Here is a 19,019-nt window from a genome sequence, read left to right as displayed (position 1 = left end):
TAACTAGTTTCCCAATTAAATGAACAGTACTAAAGGAAAATTATACCTCATACCAACAAGATTAGGTGACAATCCACCTCTTGAAGTGTTACCAATATCAATCAAAAAAATTATTGAAGAGCTAGATTATTACATTGTTGAAAATGAAAAAACGGCTCGTCGATTTATTAAACGCATATCACCTAATAAATCACAATCTGCGTTAAAACTTCAAGTTTTAAATAAATACACTACAGAGGTAGAACGTAATACATTTTTAAACCCATCCTTAGAAGGTATTTCTATAGGTTTACTCTCTGAAGCCGGTTGTCCCGCAATTGCAGATCCGGGAGCTGATATTGCTGGATTGGCACATCAAATGGATATTAATGTTGTTCCTTTAGTAGGTCCTTCGTCTATTCTATTAGCTTTAATGGGGTCTGGTATGAATGGACAAAGCTTTACTTTTAATGGTTACTTACCCATCGATAAAAGTGAACGTAAGTCCAAATTAAAAACATTAGAACGTATATCTTCTGAGCATAACCAATCTCAAATTTTTATTGAGACGCCTTATAGAAATATGAAAATGTTAGAAGACCTAATTAATGTTCTTCATCCTAATACACGACTATGCATAGCATGTGACATTACTTTATCGACCGAGTTTATAAAGACAAAACCTATAAAAGATTGGAAACATAATAAAGAAGATCTACATAAGAGACCCTCTATATTTATTATTCAGAAGGATTAAAAAAAACGCTCTAATATTTTAAAAATATTAGAGCGTTTTTCATTAATAAGATAAAAGAGAAACTATAAGGTAACTCTTGCTTTTTTATCTGGTGTAATCATTGAAGTATCATAACCCGAAAACTTTTTCATATAATATCTTACAGACGATCCGTAAGCATCAGAAAAATTTTGAACACCATAACTCCGTAAAAATTTCTTTACACTTCCTGGACCAGCTAAATGTGCTGCTGCTAAAATACCAGATTCAGTAACTTTAATACCTCCTATTTTTTTACCTTCAAACCTTGTAATATCTTTTCGAAGCACCCATTTATTACGTTCTGCATTTGCTATAAATGCTTTTTCTTGTAATTCGGGATTATACAAAAATTGATTTGGATCGTATATCCCAATCACTTTTAAAGTTTCTGCACCAAATTGATATTTCCCCAAATACCCTAAAGTATTTACTGTAAAATAATCACCTCTAGATTCTTTAAACGCTAAAGCTTCTTTAAAGCCTTCAAATGATTTCCCTAAATACGGAGTAAATACATTTGGTTTTACAGCGTGTTCTTTGGTTGCTACAGCTAAATCTTCAGAAACAGTAAAATCTAAATCTAATCCTTCTGTTGAATACGTATCAGGATTAAGTGCCGAATCTGGATACAAGGCTAGAGCCATAAGTAAACAAATTGAAAACGGTAATACTATACTCTTAATGTTATTTTTATTCATAACAGCTAAATTTTTATAGCAAGATTGTTTTAAAAAACAGTCTCGCAAAATTCGCGTGCAAATATACAACATTTTTTCAATTACTGAAAATCAACCGTTTAAGTGTTAAAATTTTAACTTAAAAGTAGATATAGTGCCACTTAACTCGACCATCGTCATTCATTTCTATAGTAGGAAAAGGGATCTTAATGACATTGAAAACATCAAATAAAGTTTTTAGGACGTGAGAATTTGTTTTAATTCGACTTAAATCGATATCTAAACTCAGGTAATATTGCCGTTTTCTATTCTGATTTAAGAACAAAGGATCATAAGCTTCACCTGTTAACATGCCATCGGCTCCATAACCAAAAGCTAAGTTTAACCAATTAGGAATTGTCTCTGTTTTTAAGAATGAATTAATATTTGCACTTAACCAATAAGTTTGCCCATTGTAATCTTTAAGAAATTCTTCAGTAATACCACTACCCAATTTATTCGGTCGCTGTTTGGCAAATTTTGTACGATGGAATGAATACTTTAAAACAAAACGTTGTTCTTCCCAAAGCAATTCTTGCCCAATATGTAAACTTGTACCTACTGCATTGGCTGCCATGTCTGACCAAGAGAATCCCCATTCTTTAGAAAAACCATCCATAACTTCAACAGCGGAAAGAAAACCCAACCCCAATGTAGAGCCATAAATTAGTTGAGATTTTTTACTGACTCCTGCCCATTTTAAAGTGCTAGCTCCTAGTCTACCTAATTGATAAGATGAAAACATATGCCCCATTTTATCCATCTGTAACCACTCTTTGCTATCATCTAATGTTTTAAAATTAGACCGTGGGTAATCAGCGTACCATAATTGATTTAAACTAATTAGTGTTGTTGTCGCTAGTGCAGTTTCTGTAATAAGAACTGTATTTCTTCGCGACGTGTTTAGGGTGTCACTCGGTTTTAAAAACTGATTAAATTTTGATTGCGAATAAAGCGCATTACTAATTAATAATAAAAGTACTGTACAGCCAAAAAAGCGATTCACTTTATTTATTAATCCCTTGAGAAGACAAATACCTATGATATTCTCTTGCATTATTATTATGTTGTCCTAATGTTTTTGCAAACTTATGATATCCTAAACGTTTTGCATCTGCTGCAAAATAAAGGTAACTATGAGATTCCGGATTTAAAACAGCTTTTATAGCAGACAAATCTGGCATAGCTATAAGTCCAGGAGGTAAACCTAAATTTCTATAGGTGTTATAAGGAGAGTCAATATCTTTATGAATATTCAGAACACGTCTAATAATAATATCTTGATATTGTGGTAATTGATAAGCTGCAAATTTTAAAGTAGGATCTGCTTGTAATGGCATACCAATACGAAGTCTGTTTAAATATACACCTGCAACTCTAGGTTGCTCATCGGCTTGCTTAGACTCTTCATGAACTATTGAAGCTAAAGTAATCACTTCATTTGGTGTTAAATTCAATTTTTTAGCTTTTGCTTTCCTTGCCTCTGTCCAAAATCGTTTGTATTCTATTAACATTCTATCTCTAAACGTTTCAGCAGATACATTCCAATAAAACTTGTAGCTATTTGGTAGATACATACCTAATACTGTAGCATTGTTGAAACCATTTTTAGTTAAAAATGCTTCGTCTGTCATTGCGGTTAATAAAGACAAACTATCTGCTTCAATTTGTGCACTAATTCTTCCTGCTAAATCTGCCAAATTATGCTGATTATTAAATGATACATTTACTTCTAATCCATTCCCAATTCTGATAGTATTAATAATATCATTATTATTCATCCCTTTTGATATCGCGAATTTTCCAGACTTTATTTTTTCTACATATTTTTTTTGTTTGGCTAAAGCATCAAAGGCATCAATATCGTCTAACAATGGTTCTAATTGCGATCGTACTTCAGCGTAAGTCGCATTAGTTGGCACATAAATGTATGCTTCGTTATTATTAAAATTAGTGTTTGGTGAAAACATAGCATTATAAATATAATAAGCAAATCCGCCACAAATCACTAAACCAATAAGAGCTACTGCCCACAGAATTTTTTTAATATACATAGTTAATTATTAATCTGTTGTAAAATATATTCGTTGGTATAATTTTCACCATCGAAACTCCAATCTTTTTTTAATCCTATAATGTTAAAGCCGTTACCTTCAAACAATTTTAAACTTGCCAAATTGCTTTCTGAGATATTAGCATATACCTGGTGCAAATGTAAAGTTTGAAAACAGTAATCCACTAATATTTTTAGAGCTTCTTTACCATAACCTTGATTTCTATTTTCTTTATCTTGAATCAAGATTCCGATACCTGCCCGTTTATTTTTTATATCAAAATCAAACACATCTATTAACCCGATAGTATGATTATTATAATCACAAATTGCTAATCTAAGCTGTTTGGCTTCAAAAATATCTTGTTGTGCATTTTCTAAATATTGCTTTATTAAAAATCTAGAATACGGTGTTTGTGTATCACTTAACGACCAAAGCAATGTATTGTTTTCAATAGCATATACAAAATCGAGATCTTCGGGTTCTAATGCTCTTAAATAAATATGAATTCCTTTGAGACTTACCATACTAATTCACCTTTAAAAACTTGTTGAGCAGGACCAACTAACCAAATATTATTATAGCCATCTTCATTACTACTAAAAGTTACTTTTAGCTCACCGCCTTCAGTTTCTAACTTTATAATGTCTGCTTTTGTTTTTCCACTTTTATGCATCGCTAATGCTACAGCTGTAACACCTGTACCACAAGATAAAGTTTCATCTTCTACCCCACGCTCGTATGTTCTAACAGCAAAACAATCAGACTCTAATTGTGTTACAAAATTCACATTAGTTCCTGCTTCGTTATATGGTTTACCATATCTAATTTTAGCACCATTAGATTTTACTTCAAAAGCTTTTAAATCTGAAACAATTTCTACGTGATGTGGGGAACCTGTATTTAAAAATAAATGATTATCGTAAGAGTCAATAGTAGAAACACCTTGCATTTGAAGATGTACCCAATCATCTTCTACTCTAGCTTTATGAAGTCCGTCGATGGCTATAAATTCCGTTTCATTTTCAATGATACCAAGAAATTTCGCAAAAGCCACAATACAGCGTCCACCATTGCCGCACATACTACTTTCGTTACCATCTGCATTATAATAGACCATTTTAAAGTCCACATTATCATCATTTTCTAGAAGTATAAAACCATCGGCACCAACACCAAAACGTCTATCACAAATGGTTGCTATGCGCTTGGTATCCTTTTTGTCTATTAGTTGCAGACGGTTATCTACAATCACAAAATCGTTGCCTGTTCCTTGATATTTATAAAATGTCATACTTAAAAAATAAGCCACAAATATAAGCATATTAGTCTTTATTATATGGTGTTAATAGGGCGTTAAATTTGGCGTTAAATAGTCGTTAAAATCAAAATCTAAATCAATAAATTTCTAATTTTAATCGTTCTAAGGAACATAAATAATTAAAATAGTTAAACTTAAATCTGAAAAATTATGAAGAAGATTATAACATTGGTGTTTGTTTCTGCATTAGGTGGTCTATTAACTTTAGGTGGTTATAAACTTTTTGTAGAGAATGATGCGCAACTTTTAGCCGTTGAGCAATCATCTGATTACCCCGTATTTGTGCCTACAAATAATTCAAATTCTATTAATGTAAATAAAGTTTCTACACCTGATTTTGTAGATGCTGCTGAAAAATCTTTAGACGCTGTTGTTCACGTAAAAAACACATCTGTTGTGTCTTCAACCATGCAAGATTTGTTTTACGGTAGACAATCGCAACGTGCACAAGTAGGAACAGGAAGTGGAGTTGTTATTTCTCCTACAGGTTATATTGTAACAAATAATCACGTTATTAAAAATGCGAATGAAATTAGCATTACCTTAAATAACAATAAATCTTATATCGCTGAAGTCATCGGATCTGATGAAGCAACAGACATTGCCTTATTAAAAATTGATACTGAAGACGATTTGCCATTTATGGCATTTGGTGATTCTGATAATGCTAAGGTTGGAGAATGGGTATTAGCGGTTGGAAATCCTTTTAACTTAACATCTACTGTAACTGCAGGTATTATAAGTGCAAAAGCAAGAGATTTATCTGGTCAGCATATGCAGTCTTTTATTCAAACTGATGCAGCAGTTAATCCTGGGAATTCTGGTGGAGCATTAGTGAATACAAACGGTGATTTAATAGGAATTAACACCGCCATTTCATCTCAAACAGGATCTTATATTGGTTATTCTTTTGCCGTACCTAGCAATATTGCACGCAAGATTGTGAATGATATTATGGAATATGGCAATGTGCAAAATGGTATTTTAGGAGTGGTTGGTGGTGCTTTAAATAGTGCCGCGGCTAAAGAGTTAGGAACGGATATTACCGAAGGTTTTTATGTTAGCGATGTACAAGAAGATACCGGCGCAGATAAAGCAGGAATTAAAACTGGCGACATCATTAAAAGAATTGATAAAGTAGAAATTCATAAATTCTCTGACTTAACCGGTTATTTAAAAACTAAAAGCCCTGACGACGTGGTGAATGTAACTTTACTTAGAGATGGAAATGAAGAAATGCTGCCTGTAACTTTATTAAAACCATCGAGCTATACTTTGCCAACTATTGGCTTAATTAAAAACCCTTCGGAAAAAGATTTAAAGCGTTATAATACAGAATATGGTGTTAAAATTTCTGAATTAGATGCAAATTATAAATCTAACTGGCTTAAGAGTGGTGTTGAAGAAGGTAGTATAATTACTCGAATAAATGGTAAAAAATTATATACTGTTGAAGATGCTCAGAATGCCATAAAAACGCGTCTTTATAATGAGCCGCTTCAAATTGAAGTGATTAATAAAAATGGAGAAAAAATAGTTTATAACTTCAGATAAATCATTATTATTTAAGCATTGAAAACCCTTTCAAAATATTGAATTTTGAAAGGGTTTTATTTTTCATAAAAGGATTTACGAAAACGTTTGAAATAGGTTACTTTTGCGCAAAATCTAAATCACTTAAACCAAGAAAACATGGGATTTAATGCCTCTTATGAGAAAGAATTAGCGTTTCAAGCCGATCGTCGCAGAGCAACAGTAGAATTTATTAAAATTGTTAGCGATTTATGGTACGATAAATCAATTGAACTGGTCTTATTCAGAAATCAATTAATAGACAGAAATGTAAGCGAAATATTAAACTTACATGAGTATGCAGGAAAATTTGTTCAGAAACCTATTTCCATTTTCGATTCTGTTGAAATTGCACAAGCTATTAGCGCCTTAAGTTTACCACCTGCTAAATTAGATATCGGTAAATTAACTTATGAATATCATTTAGAAGATCAAAAATACGGTAATGCTACAGCTTTTGTAACTTCTAAACTAAAAGATGCAAAAGACAATAAAGGTATCAAACCTAAAGATGTTGTTCTTTATGGGTTTGGTAGAATTGGTCGTTTGGTTGCAAGAGAATTAATGACACGAACCGGAAAAGGAAACCAATTGCGCTTAAGAGCTATTGTAACCAGAGGGGCCGTTAATGAGACTGTTTTAGAAAAACGAGCTTCTTTATTAAGAAATGACTCTGTACACGGTGATTTTCATGGAGTTGTAAATATTGATGTAAAGAATTCAGCTTTAATTATAAACGGAACTACTGTAAAAATTATTTCTGCAAATGCGCCAGAAGCTATTGATTATACAGCATACGGAATTAATAATGCCTTAATTATTGATAATACAGGTGCATTTAGAGATCATGAAGCATTAAGCAGACACCTTAAATCTAAAGGTGCAGACAAAGTATTAATCACTGCTCCTGCAAAAGGAATTCCAAATATTGTACATGGTATTAATCATTTAGAACACAATCCTGATAAGGTTCAGATTTTCTCAGCAGCTTCTTGTACTACAAATGCAATTACCCCTGTTTTAAAGGCTATGGAAGACTCTTTCGGTATTAAAACTGGACATTTAGAAACCATTCACGCTTATACCAACGATCAAAATCTAGTAGATAATTTTCACGAAAAATACAGACGTGGTCGTGCTGCAGCATTAAATATGGTAATAACAGAAACCGGAGCTGGTAAAGCTGTTAGCAAAGCGCTTCCTGCCTTAGAAGGAAAATTAACCTCTAATGCTATTAGAGTTCCCGTGCCAAATGGGTCTTTGGCTATTCTTAATTTAGAATTAGAAAATGAAACAACTGTAGAAAGCATTAATACAATAATGAAAAAATATGCTTTAGAAGGTGATTTAGTTGAGCAAATTAAATATGAAATGAGCGATGAATTAGTTTCTAGCGATATTGTAGGCTGCTCTGCACCTTCTATATATGATAGCAAAGCAACGATAGTTAGAAAAGACGGAAAAAATGCCATTCTCTATATATGGTATGATAACGAATATGGCTATAGTCATCAAGTTATTCGTTTAGCAAAATATATTGCTAAGGTTAGACGTTACTCTTATTATTAGATCCTTTTTAAGATCTGAGAATAATTTAATAAGTCCTTTCATTTTTTGAAATAAACGATTTAAAAAATTTAAGATCTAAATTAAATTATGCATCGTATATAATTAGCCTTACCTAGTATGTAAGGCTATTTGTTTGATAATTGTTATATGAAGTCTTCATAAAATTATTATCTTGGCATACTTTTTAAACTAACACAATCATAAATTAAACCTAAGATGAAATTCTTAACCAAACTTACTGTTATTCTTCTAGTTACACTTAATTCACCATCAATATCTGCACAAACAGATGATGATCAAGAAGAGAAATTATCTCTAAATGAAGGTACTATAGATAATCAATTCGAATTTGTAATAAGACGCTCTAACAGTTGGCAAGAATATAAGACTGTGAAGAAAACATGGCTTTACACGTTAAAAGCACATACGTTAGATTCTCTTAAAGCTGTACATAAGGATTTAACAGACACGCAAGCCGTTGTTTCTAAGCAAGCTGGTGAAATAGAAAGCCTAAAATCTAATTTATCTAATACAGAATCTACATTAAATGCTACCAACGATGAAAAAGATAATATTTCGTTATTTGGTATACAAACTGACAAAGCGAGTTACAAAGTTTTAATGTGGGCTATTATTGGTGGACTTTTAGCTTTATTATTATTCTTTATTTATAAATTTAAAGGCAGTAATTCTGCTACGCGGGAAGCTAAATTTAAACTTACTGAAGTAGAAACTGAGTTTGAAGAACATAGACGTAATGCTTTAGAGAGAGAACAAAAAGTAAGACGTCAATTACAAGATGAATTAAATAAGCATAAGTCTTAAACAAGATTGATATATTACATTTAAATCCGCAATTGCATTGCGGATTTTTTTGTGCCCAAAAATTAATTCTGTAGTTAATTATACTTCGTTTTTTAAGCTTTATCAATTCAAAAAATCATTACTTTTAATCGTTATAATATTTGTAGGTATTCTTTAAAATTATATTGCTTGCCTTATATCAAAAAAAACTGAGTATCTATTGAATAAATGAGTATCATGGCACAAAAAATTGGAATAATTTATTCTTCAGTAGATGGTCAAACTAAAAAGATTTGCGAAAAATTAAAAACGATTTTTGAAGATAAAAAAATTGAAACAAACTTATATTCTATCGATACCTTCAATGATGATTTATTAGATTTTAACACTTTAATTATTGGAGCAAGTATTCGTTATGGAAAACATCATCATAAAGTTTCTAAGTTTATAGAAAAAAATATTTCTAAATTTCATAAAATACAAACCGCTTTTTTCTCTGTAAATCTTGTGGCTAGAAATGAAGATAAAAACGCACCTAACACAAATCCTTATCTCATTAAATTTTTAAAAAATAGCAACTTTAAACCTGATATTTTAGAAGTATTTGCAGGTAAATTAGATTATAAATCTTATTCAATAATTGATAAATTAATGATTAAATTAATTATGAGACTAACTCATGGTCCTACTTCATCTAATACGCCTATAGAATATACAGATTGGACGAGGGTTAATAATTTTGGATTGAGAATTAGTAAAACAATTAAACTAGAATAAAATTCCCTTTCATTTTTTACCAACACTTCTATAAATGGCGCTTTAAATAATCTCTATAAAATACTTAGATATAAATCGTACCAATTCTATATCTTCGCAATCTTATATAAATGAATCATGCGTATAGATATTATTACTGTATTACCAGAACTTTTAAAAAGTCCGTTTGAAGCCTCAATCTTAAAACGTGCTATTGAAGCTGGTTTAGTGGAAGTTCACTTTCATAATTTAAGAGATTATGCAACAGGTGGCTATAAATCTGTTGATGACACTCAATTTGGTGGAGGTGCAGGTATGGTAATGACTATAGAACCTATTGATAAGTGTATTTCAAAACTACAAAAAGAGCGTCATTACGACGAGCTTATATATATGACACCAGATGGAGAGCAATTAAACCAAAGTATCGCCAATCAAACGTCTTTAAAAGAAAACATTATTATTTTATGTGGCCATTACAAAGGTGTAGACCAACGCGTGCGCGATAAGTTTATAACTCGAGAAATATCTATTGGTGATTATGTGCTATCTGGAGGTGAATTAGGCGCTGCTGTTTTATGTGATGCAGTAATTAGATTAATACCTGGTGTTTTAGGGAATGAGACGTCTGCTTTAACAGATTCATTTCAAGATAATTTATTAGCACCACCGATTTATACAAAGCCTAGAGAGTATGATGGAATGAAAGTTCCTGAAGTATTATTCAGTGGTAACTTCCCTAAAATTGAAAAATGGCGAGAGGAACAAGCTTATAAAAGAACTCAAGAAAGACGACCAGATCTTTTAGAAGATTAATTACTAAATTGATATAGAATGCTTAGTTCTACTGAAATGCTTTTTACAATAGGTTCTATTATTAGTGTTTTTTCAACGCTTATTATATTAATGGCGTCAATTATTCTTTTTATAAAGAAGAAGACTCTAGCAACATGGATCATTTTAATAGGTACTATTTTAGTATTTATTACTTACATCGGAAATATTATTCTTAACGTTTTTGCAGGCAGAGGAAGTATGGATACTTTATTACTGTTACAAGGTGTTTCTAACATCGTTCAGAGTTTATCTTATTTAATATTTACTATAGGATTAACAATCCTTGCTATAACAGAATTTTCAAAAAAGAAATCATAGAATTAGAATAAGCTGACCCTTATAAAAATAATGCGTTAAAGCATTGTGTATATTATAAATATCATTACTTTTGCAAACCAATTTGGACCAACCTCTGGCGAGAATCGCGAATGTTGCTTTAAATCAAACTATTATAAATAAAATAAAATGAGTTCTTTAATAAAATTTGTACAAGACGAATTTGTAACACGTAAAGACTTTCCTGAATTCAGTGCTGGTGATACTATCACAGTATTTTATGAAATTAGAGAAGGTGAAAAAGTTCGTACGCAGTTTTTTAGAGGTGTTGTATTACAACGTAAAGGAAGTGGATCTTCTGAAACGTTTACAATCCGTAAAATGTCTGGAACAATTGGTGTTGAGCGTATCTTCCCAGTTAACTTACCTGCTTTACAAAAAGTAGAAGTTAACAAACGTGGTAAAGTACGTAGAGCTAGAATTTTCTACTTTAGAGGTCTTACTGGTAAAAAAGCAAGAATCAAAGAGGTTAGAAGATAATTCCAACTTATATATTACAATAAAAAAGCCTTCTGAAAAGAAGGCTTTTTTGGGTTATTAACTTTTGTTAATAAGTATAGTTTATAAACTGTTGATATCTAAAATGTTAAAAAACATAGTTAATCTCAAATAATTACGTAAATTAGTTAAACAATTAATAACAAGCGTTGCTTGGTTTTGAATTGAATTGAATTTCAAATTAATATTAAATTGTTACTAAAGATTCGTTCTTTAGGAATTAGGGTTGTTTTTTTAGGTTTTATTACAGTTTGTGTAAACAACTAATTTGTACTAGACCACTAAACTTAATAATGTGCTTTTAATAGATCACTTTATTAAAGAGAAAAGCTCATTAAAATGAGTAATATTCCATTCTATTGAATTCATTAATTTGAAAAACATAGAATTTAGTACCAAAAAATAAACCTAAGAAACAAAGTCATACCAAGTCAATACATTTTGAATGGTATAAAATGTTTCGAATTTGAAGCAGAGACTACGTAATCAAACAAGTTAATGATTTTAGTCATTGAACTTATTTAGTGAATTCTAAATAGATTAAGATAGTTTTGTTTCTAAGAAAGCCATATCACTGCAGATTATTCTGAATGATATGGCTTTTTATTTTTAAATCAATAACCTAATACATACTAATTACTTATTTATTTCTTTTGTATTCTTGCATAATGAACTTACCACTTATATACGAACAAGATTTTAATACCAGAGACTATACAACCCTACCCTTTGCAAAAGCAGAATATACAGACTGTACATTTACAGATTGTAATTTTGAAAGTACAGATCTTTCAAATGTTATATTTTTAGAATGCTACTTCATAGGCTGTAATTTTAGCAATGCTAATGTAATGCATACGACGTTTAATGCCGCTCAATTTAAAGATTGTAAAATTCTAGGTGTACTATTTCAAAATTGTAACACATTCCTGCTATCCTTCAATTTTACTAATTGCACATTAAATTTAAGTAGCTTTTACCAATTAAAAATTAATCATACAAAATTCAATTCATGTATAATGCATCAGGTAGATTTTACTGAGTGCAAAGCAAAACAAGTGGTTTTTAACAATTGCGATCTTAAACAGTCTATTTTTGAAAGTACAAATATTGAACAAGCAGACTTCTCAACAGCTTATAATTTCACCCTTAATCCTGCCGCAAATCAAGTAAAACAAGCTACTTTTTCTAAAGAAAACCTTTCAGGGTTATTATACAGCTATAATATTAAGATAAAAGGTTAAATTAAATATTTTAAGAGTTTATTTATCAATTTCATAAAATTAAACTCACTTAACTAACAATCTTATACGTGTAAAAATCAAACGTTTTCGTATATTTGCTCAGCTCAATTTCGAGCACAATTTTATTCATTTTATTATCAAGACTTATGACGAAAACAGCAAAGATTGTTTATACAAAAACGGATGAAGCACCAGCTTTAGCAACACGTTCATTTTTACCGATTGTGGAAGCATTTACAAAGTCTTCAGGTATTGTTATAGAAACAAAAGATATATCCTTAGCAGCTAGAATCTTGGCTACTTTTCCTGATTTTTTAACAGACGATCAAAAAGTAACAGATGCATTAGCTGAGCTAGGAGAATTAGCTAAAAAACCAGAGGCAAACATTATAAAATTACCAAATATCAGTGCATCAGTTCCTCAACTTATTGCGGCAATTGAAGAATTGCAGACTAAAGGATTTAAAATCCCTAGTTATCCAGACGAACCAAAAGATGATACTGAAAAAGAAATTAAATCGCGTTATAATAAAATAAAAGGAAGTGCTGTAAACCCAGTACTTAGAGAAGGTAACTCTGACAGACGTGCACCAAAAGCCGTTAAAAATTACGCAAAGAAAAACCCACATAGTATGGGTGCTTGGTCTTCAACATCTAAGACGCATGTATCAACGATGTCTAAAGGAGATTTTGCTCATAATGAAAAATCTGTAACTTTAGATAATGCTACTTCTGTTAATATTGTACATACAGACGCTAAAGGAAACAAGACAAACTTAAAGAGTGATTTAGGTTTATTACAAGGTGAAATTATCGATGCAACGATAATGAGCAAAAAAGCTTTACTTGAATTTTTAGAAGAACAAGTAGAAGATGCTTTAGATAAGAGTGTATTATTTTCTTTACACATGAAAGCAACCATGATGAAGGTGTCAGATCCTATTATTTTTGGTCATGCCGTTCGTGTATTCTTTGATGACTTGTTTAAAAAACATGGAAAAACTTTTGAAAAAATTGGTGTTGATGTTAATAATGGTTTCGGTAACTTATTAGAAAAATTAAGTGAACTTCCAGAAGCTAAAAGAGACATTATAAGAGAAGATATTCGTTTTGCATTAAATCACGGAGCTGATTTAGCTATGGTAAATTCAGATAGAGGAATTACAAATCTTCATGTACCTAGTGATGTTATTATTGATGCTTCAATGCCTGCAATGATTAGAACTTCTGGTCAAATGTGGAATGCAGAAGGGAAACAACAAGATACTAAAGCGGTAATACCAGACAGTAGTTATGCTGGTGTTTACAGCGCAACTATAGATTTCTGTAAAAAGAATGGTGCTTTTGACCCAACAACAATGGGAACTGTACCAAACGTAGGACTCATGGCTCAAAAAGCTGAAGAATATGGTTCTCACGATAAAACTTTCGAGATTACTTCTAAAGGTAAAGTAGAAGTTATTGATGCAGATGGTAAAGTGCTTTTAACTCATAAAGTAGAAGAAGGTGATATCTGGAGAATGTGCCAAGCTAAAGATGCACCAATCCAAGACTGGGTAAAACTTGCCGTTACAAGAGCAAGAGCTTCAGAAACACCTGCTGTTTTCTGGTTAGATAAGAAAAGAGCACATGATGCTGAATTAATCAAAAAAGTAAACTTATATCTTAAAGATCATGATACTGAAGGTTTAGATATTAGAATTCTTTCTTTAATTGATGCTACAAACTTTACTTTAAAAAGAATTAAAGAAGGAAAAGATACTATTTCTGTAACAGGAAACGTACTTAGAGATTACTTAACAGATTTATTTCCAATTTTAGAAGTTGGTACAAGTGCAAAAATGCTATCTATTGTGCCATTAATGAATGGTGGTGGATTATTTGAAACAGGAGCTGGTGGATCTGCACCTAAGCATGTTCAACAATTCATTTCTGAAGATCATTTACGTTGGGATTCTTTAGGTGAATTTTTAGCATTAGCTGTTTCTTTAGAGCATTTTTCTCAAGTAAACTCTAATGATAAAGCAAGTATTTTAGGTAAAACCTTAGATGATGCTTCTGATAAATTATTAGAAAACAGAAAAGGACCTTCAAGAAAAGTGAATGAATTAGACAACAGAGGAAGTCACTTTTATTTATCACTTTATTGGGCAGAAGCTTTAGCAAACCAAGATAAAGATGCTGATTTAAAAGCTGAATTTACAAGTATCTTCAATGCTTTATCTTCTAAAGAAGAAGAGATTGTTAAAGAACTTATTGATTGTCAAGGTGAGTCTGTTGATATAGAAGGATATTATCTTCCAAATGAAGATTTGATTTCTAATGCTATGCGTCCAAGTAAAGCTTTTAATACTATTATAAACGCGTAACTAATATTATATTATTGTTATACTAAAAAGCTTCCTTCGGGAAGCTTTTTTTATTTATTTTTAATATTATGTAACAAAAAGTTACGCTAATCGTCAAACGTAAAATACCCCATCAATCAATTAGATCATTCATAAGTTATGATATTAGTTCTCAAAAGAATCCTTTATCTCTTTTTACTCTGCCCTATTCTACTTCAAGCTCAAGAAAATTTTACGCTTAGCGGCACAATAGCAGATAACCAAAGTAATGAAACACTTATTGGTGTTAACGTCATTATTTCCGAGCAACAAACAGGGACTGTTACCAACGAATATGGCTTTTACTCTATTACTTTACCTGCTGGTACGCATAACATACAAATAAGTTACCTAGGCTTTAAAACAATTTCTGAAACCTTAATTCTTAATGGTAATCTTACAAAAAACTATAAACTTAACGAAAACACTGAAAGTTTAGATGAAGTTGTTATTACTGATAACATTGAAAGATTAAACATTAAAAAACCACAAATGAGCGTTAATTCTTTATCCATAAAAACGATAAAGAACATGCCTGTTGTTTTAGGAGAAGTCGATGTTATAAAATCTATCACCCTCTTACCTGGTGTTACCAATGCTGGCGAAGGCTCTTCAGGCTTTAATGTTAGAGGTGGTGCTGCTGATCAAAATCTTATTCTTTTAGATGAGGCTACAATTTTTAATTCGTCTCACCTTTTTGGGTTCTTTTCGGTTTTTAACCCTGATGCCATAAAAGATATTAAATTATATAAAGGCGGAATACCTTCTAAATACGGAGGCCGTATATCTTCTGTCTTAGATATCTATCAGAAAGAAGGGAATAGCAAGTCTTTTCATATGAATGGTGGAATTGGACTTATATCTAGCCGTCTATTAGCTGAAGGTCCAATTAAAAAAGACAAAGGTTCCTTTTTAATAGGTGGCCGTAGCAGTTATGCACATCTTTTCCTACCCCTTTTTGACTTAGATAATATTGCTTATTTCTATGATATTAACACAAAATTAAGTTACAACATAAACGATAATAATAACATTTATCTTTCCGGTTATTTTGGACGTGATGTTTTTAAGTTTTCTGACACTTTCGAGAATACATTCGGGAATTCTGTAGTTAACTTTAGGTGGAATCATCTTTATTCAGACAAAATATTTTCAAATTTATCACTTATTTATTCCGACTATTACTACGGATTAAAATTAGATTTCGTTGGCTTTGACTGGGTTTCAGGTATAAAAAACGTCAACCTTAAATACGACTTCAAACATTACATCAGTAATGATTTTAAACTAGAATATGGTTTAAATAGTATGTATTACAAATTTAACCCAGGAGATATTCAACCTATTAATGACGATTCGGGTATTAACCCATATAAACTTATTGATAAATATGCATTCGAAAATGCCATTTACATAGATGCAGAACATAAAATAAGTGATAAATTATCGGTTAGTTACGGTGCCAGATTAAGTATGTTTCACCGATTAGGGCAAGATGAATTAAATGTATATGAAAACTATAGTCCATTAATATTTAATGAAACTTTTGGCATCTACGAAAAAGCCGATCCTATAGGCACAGAAACTTTTAGTAAAAGTGATGTTATAGAATCTTTTGCAAACCTCGAACCTCGTTTAGCAATTGCTTATCAATTAAATGATAAATCTTCTGTAAAAGCAAGTTATAATCGTATGAGCCAATATTTGCATTTACTGTCTAACACAAGCTCACCAACACCTTTAGATGTTTGGTCGCCAAGTGGAAAATACATCAAACCTCAATTATTAGATCAGGTTGCTATCGGGTATTTTAGAACATTCAATAACAATGCTTATTCCTTAGAAGTCGAAAGTTTTTATAAAACCATTAAAAATCGTATTGATTATATTGATGGTGCCGATTTAATTGCAAACGACGCTATAGAACAAGTGATTCTTAATGGTGAAGGGCGCGCTTATGGTTTAGAGGTTCTTTTCAAAAAAAATGAAGGCAAGTTTACAGGCTGGGTTGCTTACACATTATCAAAATCAGAACAAAGAACACCTGGAAGAACAGCCATTGAAACTGGAATTAACAACGGACAATGGTACAACACACCTTACGATAAAACACACGATATTTCCATTACAGGAAGTTACGAATTAAATAAAAAATGGTCTTTCAGTTCTAACTTTGTTTTTCAAACAGGTCAGCCAACGACCTATCCAAACGGACAATATCAATATAATAATATCACCATTCCTAATTACGAAGCCCGAAATTCTAGCAGGCTTACCTCCTATCACCGTTTAGATTTAGCTGTTAATTACAACCCAAATCCAGAAAGCACAAAGAACTTTAAAGGCGAATGGGTATTCGGATTATACAACGTCTATAACAGAAAAAATGCCGCAAGTATTTCCTTTAGCGAAAACAGAAACTCAGGCACTAATGAAGCTACACGCTTATCTATTTTTGGTGTCGTGCCATCATTTTCTTATAATTTCAAATTTTAAATCATGAAAAGATTACTATATATAAGTCTCATTTTAATCCTTTTTACTAATTGCGAAGATGTCATTGACGTCGATTTAAATACTGCAGAACCTAGATTGGTTATAGAAGCATCTATCAACTATTTTAAAGGCACCACAGGTAACGAACAAAGTATAAAGCTAACTTTGTCAGCACCTTTTTTCGACGAAACAGTTCCTCCTGCAAACGGTGCAACCATACAGGTTTCAAATACCTCTGGCAACACGTTCAATTTTATAGAAACAGACAATACAGGCATTTATAATAATAGTACTTTCATCCCAACAATAGATGAAGTTTACACCTTAACCATAGATTACGAAGGCGAAACTTATACCGCAACCGAGACCTTAACAGCCGTTGTTCCTATAGATTATATAGAGCAAAATAATGAAGGTGGATTTTCGGGTGACGATATAGAGCTCAAAGCTTATTACACCGATCCTGCTGAAATTGACAACTATTATTTATTCGAATTTATTAGTGATATTCCAGTCGTTCCAGACTTAAATGTTAATGATGATACTTTTACAGATGGTAATCAAATTTTCGGCTTTTACACAGAAGAAGATTTAGAATCCGGAGATATTGTAACCATAAGAAATTATGGCATCTCTAATCAATTTTACAATTTTATGTACATTCTATTACAACAAGGAGGAGATTCTGGCGGAGGACCTTTTCAAACGCAGCCCGCAACAGTACGCGGAAATTGTGTTAATACAACCAATCCTGATAATTACCCTTATGGTTATTTCAGATTATCAGAAGTAGATGAAGTTATTTATACTGTAGAATAAATTATTTTTTTGGGCATTCCCCACCTTAGGGTGGGTCGCGTTATCCACTATATCTTTTTACAAATTACTTAGCCGCTATTAAAAATAGTTCGCCTATTTATAGATTGTATAGCAATACTAATTACTTCATGAATTTTGTAAAAAGGATGCCGTTACTACCACTAATGCAGCCTATACGCCAAAATTATTTCTTACCTTTAAGGCATGAATTTTATAAAGACAACAGAGCAAGACTCAAATTATACTAATCTCGAAAATATGTCTATTAACGAGATTATACATTCTATAAATAAAGAAGACCAAAGTGTTCCATTAGCTGTAGAAAAAGCATTACCACAAGTAGAAGCTTTTATTTTTCAAATCGTTAATAAATTAAAAGATGGAGGTCGTCTTTTCTATATGGGAGCTGGTACAAGTGGTCGTTTAGGAATTTTAGATGCCTCAGAATGCCCTCCTACTTTCGGAGTTTCACATGATTTAGTTGTAGGAATTATAGCAGGTGGAGACAAAGCCATAAGAAAAGCAGTAGAAAATGCAGAAGATTCAACCACTCAAGGTTGGAAAGATTTAGAAGCATATCAAATTTCAGAAAAAGATGTTGTTATCGGTATTGCTGCTTCAGGAACCACCCCTTATGTTATTAGTGCTTTAGAAAGATGTAACGCACAAAATATTATAACAGGCTGTATTACATGTAACCAAAATAGTCCTTTATCTTTAACAGCTCAATTTCCTATCGAAGTTATAGTAGGCCCAGAATTCTTAACAGGAAGTTCAAGAATGAAAGCTGGTACGGCTCAAAAATTAGTTCTTAATATGATTACTACAACAGTAATGATTCAATTAGGAAAGG

18 protein-coding genes are annotated in these 19,019 nt (G+C 31.6%); 13 read left to right on the top strand and 5 right to left on the bottom strand.

The annotated features are described in order from the left end of the window. The first annotated feature begins 19 nt into the window (after positions 1-19). Entirely contained in the window at positions 20-736 is a 717-nt protein-coding gene (locus HM985_RS16210) for an SAM-dependent methyltransferase (protein WP_179377263.1), read from the top strand. Positions 737-798: 62 nt separating this feature from the next. Here the strand turns inward: HM985_RS16210 and HM985_RS16205 are convergent, their stop codons facing one another. The 5 genes from HM985_RS16205 to dapF all read right to left on the bottom strand — a co-directional run bounded on the left by HM985_RS16205 (position 799) and on the right by dapF (position 4,821). After that, entirely contained in the window at positions 799-1,455 is a 657-nt protein-coding gene (locus HM985_RS16205) for a peptidoglycan-binding protein LysM (RefSeq protein ID WP_179377262.1), read from the bottom strand. 118 nt (positions 1,456-1,573) lie between these two features. Then, positions 1,574-2,479 carry a DUF2279 domain-containing protein gene (locus HM985_RS16200; RefSeq protein ID WP_317167143.1) on the bottom strand — a complete coding sequence of 302 codons (906 nt, stop codon included), beginning with the start codon at positions 2,477-2,479 and terminating at the stop codon, positions 1,574-1,576. Position 2,480: 1 nt separating this feature from the next. Beyond that, positions 2,481-3,527 (bottom strand): endolytic transglycosylase MltG, encoded by a 1,047-nt coding sequence (gene mltG, locus HM985_RS16195; RefSeq protein ID WP_179377260.1) that lies wholly within the window; start codon positions 3,525-3,527, stop codon positions 2,481-2,483. A 2-nt stretch (positions 3,528-3,529) separates the two neighbouring features. Further along, positions 3,530-4,054 carry a GNAT family N-acetyltransferase gene (locus HM985_RS16190; RefSeq protein WP_179377259.1) on the bottom strand — a complete coding sequence of 175 codons (525 nt, stop codon included), beginning with the start codon at positions 4,052-4,054 and terminating at the stop codon, positions 3,530-3,532. Then, the gene (gene dapF, locus HM985_RS16185; RefSeq protein WP_179377258.1) at positions 4,048-4,821 is read right to left on the bottom strand and encodes a diaminopimelate epimerase; all 774 of its coding nucleotides are present in this window, start codon (positions 4,819-4,821) and stop codon (positions 4,048-4,050) included. The genes HM985_RS16190 and dapF overlap by 7 nt, the downstream gene beginning before the upstream one ends. Positions 4,822-4,998: 177 nt before the next feature. Between dapF and HM985_RS16180 the strand changes: the two genes are divergently transcribed. From HM985_RS16180 to HM985_RS16125, 12 genes are all read left to right on the top strand, one after another. Further along, positions 4,999-6,402, top strand: a complete 1,404-nt coding sequence (locus HM985_RS16180; protein ID WP_179377257.1) for a trypsin-like peptidase domain-containing protein — start codon at positions 4,999-5,001, stop codon at positions 6,400-6,402. Between the two features lie 138 nt (positions 6,403-6,540). After that, a complete protein-coding gene (locus tag HM985_RS16175; protein ID WP_179377256.1) occupies positions 6,541-7,989 on the top strand; it encodes a glyceraldehyde-3-phosphate dehydrogenase in 1,449 nt (482 codons plus the stop codon). Between the two features lie 216 nt (positions 7,990-8,205). Continuing rightward, complete coding sequence (locus HM985_RS16170) at positions 8,206-8,814, top strand: tRNA (guanine-N1)-methyltransferase (protein ID WP_179377255.1); 609 nt, start codon at positions 8,206-8,208, stop codon at positions 8,812-8,814. Positions 8,815-9,030: 216 nt separating this feature from the next. Continuing rightward, positions 9,031-9,570 carry a menaquinone-dependent protoporphyrinogen IX dehydrogenase gene (gene hemG, locus HM985_RS16165; RefSeq protein ID WP_179377254.1) on the top strand — a complete coding sequence of 180 codons (540 nt, stop codon included), beginning with the start codon at positions 9,031-9,033 and terminating at the stop codon, positions 9,568-9,570. Positions 9,571-9,687: 117 nt separating this feature from the next. After that, on the top strand, positions 9,688-10,365 hold the full coding sequence (trmD, locus tag HM985_RS16160) for a tRNA (guanosine(37)-N1)-methyltransferase TrmD (RefSeq protein WP_179377253.1): 678 nt from the start codon (positions 9,688-9,690) through the stop codon (positions 10,363-10,365). 18 nt (positions 10,366-10,383) lie between these two features. Continuing rightward, the gene (locus HM985_RS16155) at positions 10,384-10,704 is read left to right on the top strand and encodes a hypothetical protein (protein WP_179377252.1); all 321 of its coding nucleotides are present in this window, start codon (positions 10,384-10,386) and stop codon (positions 10,702-10,704) included. Positions 10,705-10,851: 147 nt separating this feature from the next. Continuing rightward, positions 10,852-11,202, top strand: coding sequence for a 50S ribosomal protein L19 (rplS, locus tag HM985_RS16150; RefSeq protein ID WP_179377251.1), 351 nt, complete (start codon positions 10,852-10,854; stop codon positions 11,200-11,202). 686 nt (positions 11,203-11,888) lie between these two features. After that, on the top strand, positions 11,889-12,464 hold the full coding sequence (locus HM985_RS16145) for a pentapeptide repeat-containing protein (protein ID WP_179377250.1): 576 nt from the start codon (positions 11,889-11,891) through the stop codon (positions 12,462-12,464). Between the two features lie 146 nt (positions 12,465-12,610). Continuing rightward, the gene (locus tag HM985_RS16140) at positions 12,611-14,833 is read left to right on the top strand and encodes an NADP-dependent isocitrate dehydrogenase (protein ID WP_179377249.1); all 2,223 of its coding nucleotides are present in this window, start codon (positions 12,611-12,613) and stop codon (positions 14,831-14,833) included. Positions 14,834-14,971: 138 nt separating this feature from the next. After that, positions 14,972-17,347, top strand: coding sequence for a TonB-dependent receptor (locus tag HM985_RS16135; RefSeq protein ID WP_179377248.1), 2,376 nt, complete (start codon positions 14,972-14,974; stop codon positions 17,345-17,347). Positions 17,348-17,350: 3 nt separating this feature from the next. Beyond that, on the top strand, positions 17,351-18,166 hold the full coding sequence (locus HM985_RS16130; protein WP_179377247.1) for a DUF4249 domain-containing protein: 816 nt from the start codon (positions 17,351-17,353) through the stop codon (positions 18,164-18,166). Between the two features lie 204 nt (positions 18,167-18,370). Then, the coding region (locus HM985_RS16125) for an N-acetylmuramic acid 6-phosphate etherase (RefSeq protein ID WP_179377246.1) at positions 18,371-19,019 on the top strand (649 nt) is incomplete at its 3' end.

Origin of the sequence: Winogradskyella wichelsiae, assembly GCF_013403925.1 — a bacterium.
Lineage (GTDB): Bacteria > Bacteroidota > Bacteroidia > Flavobacteriales > Flavobacteriaceae > Winogradskyella > Winogradskyella wichelsiae.
This window is presented reverse-complemented; position numbering and strand designations above follow the sequence as displayed.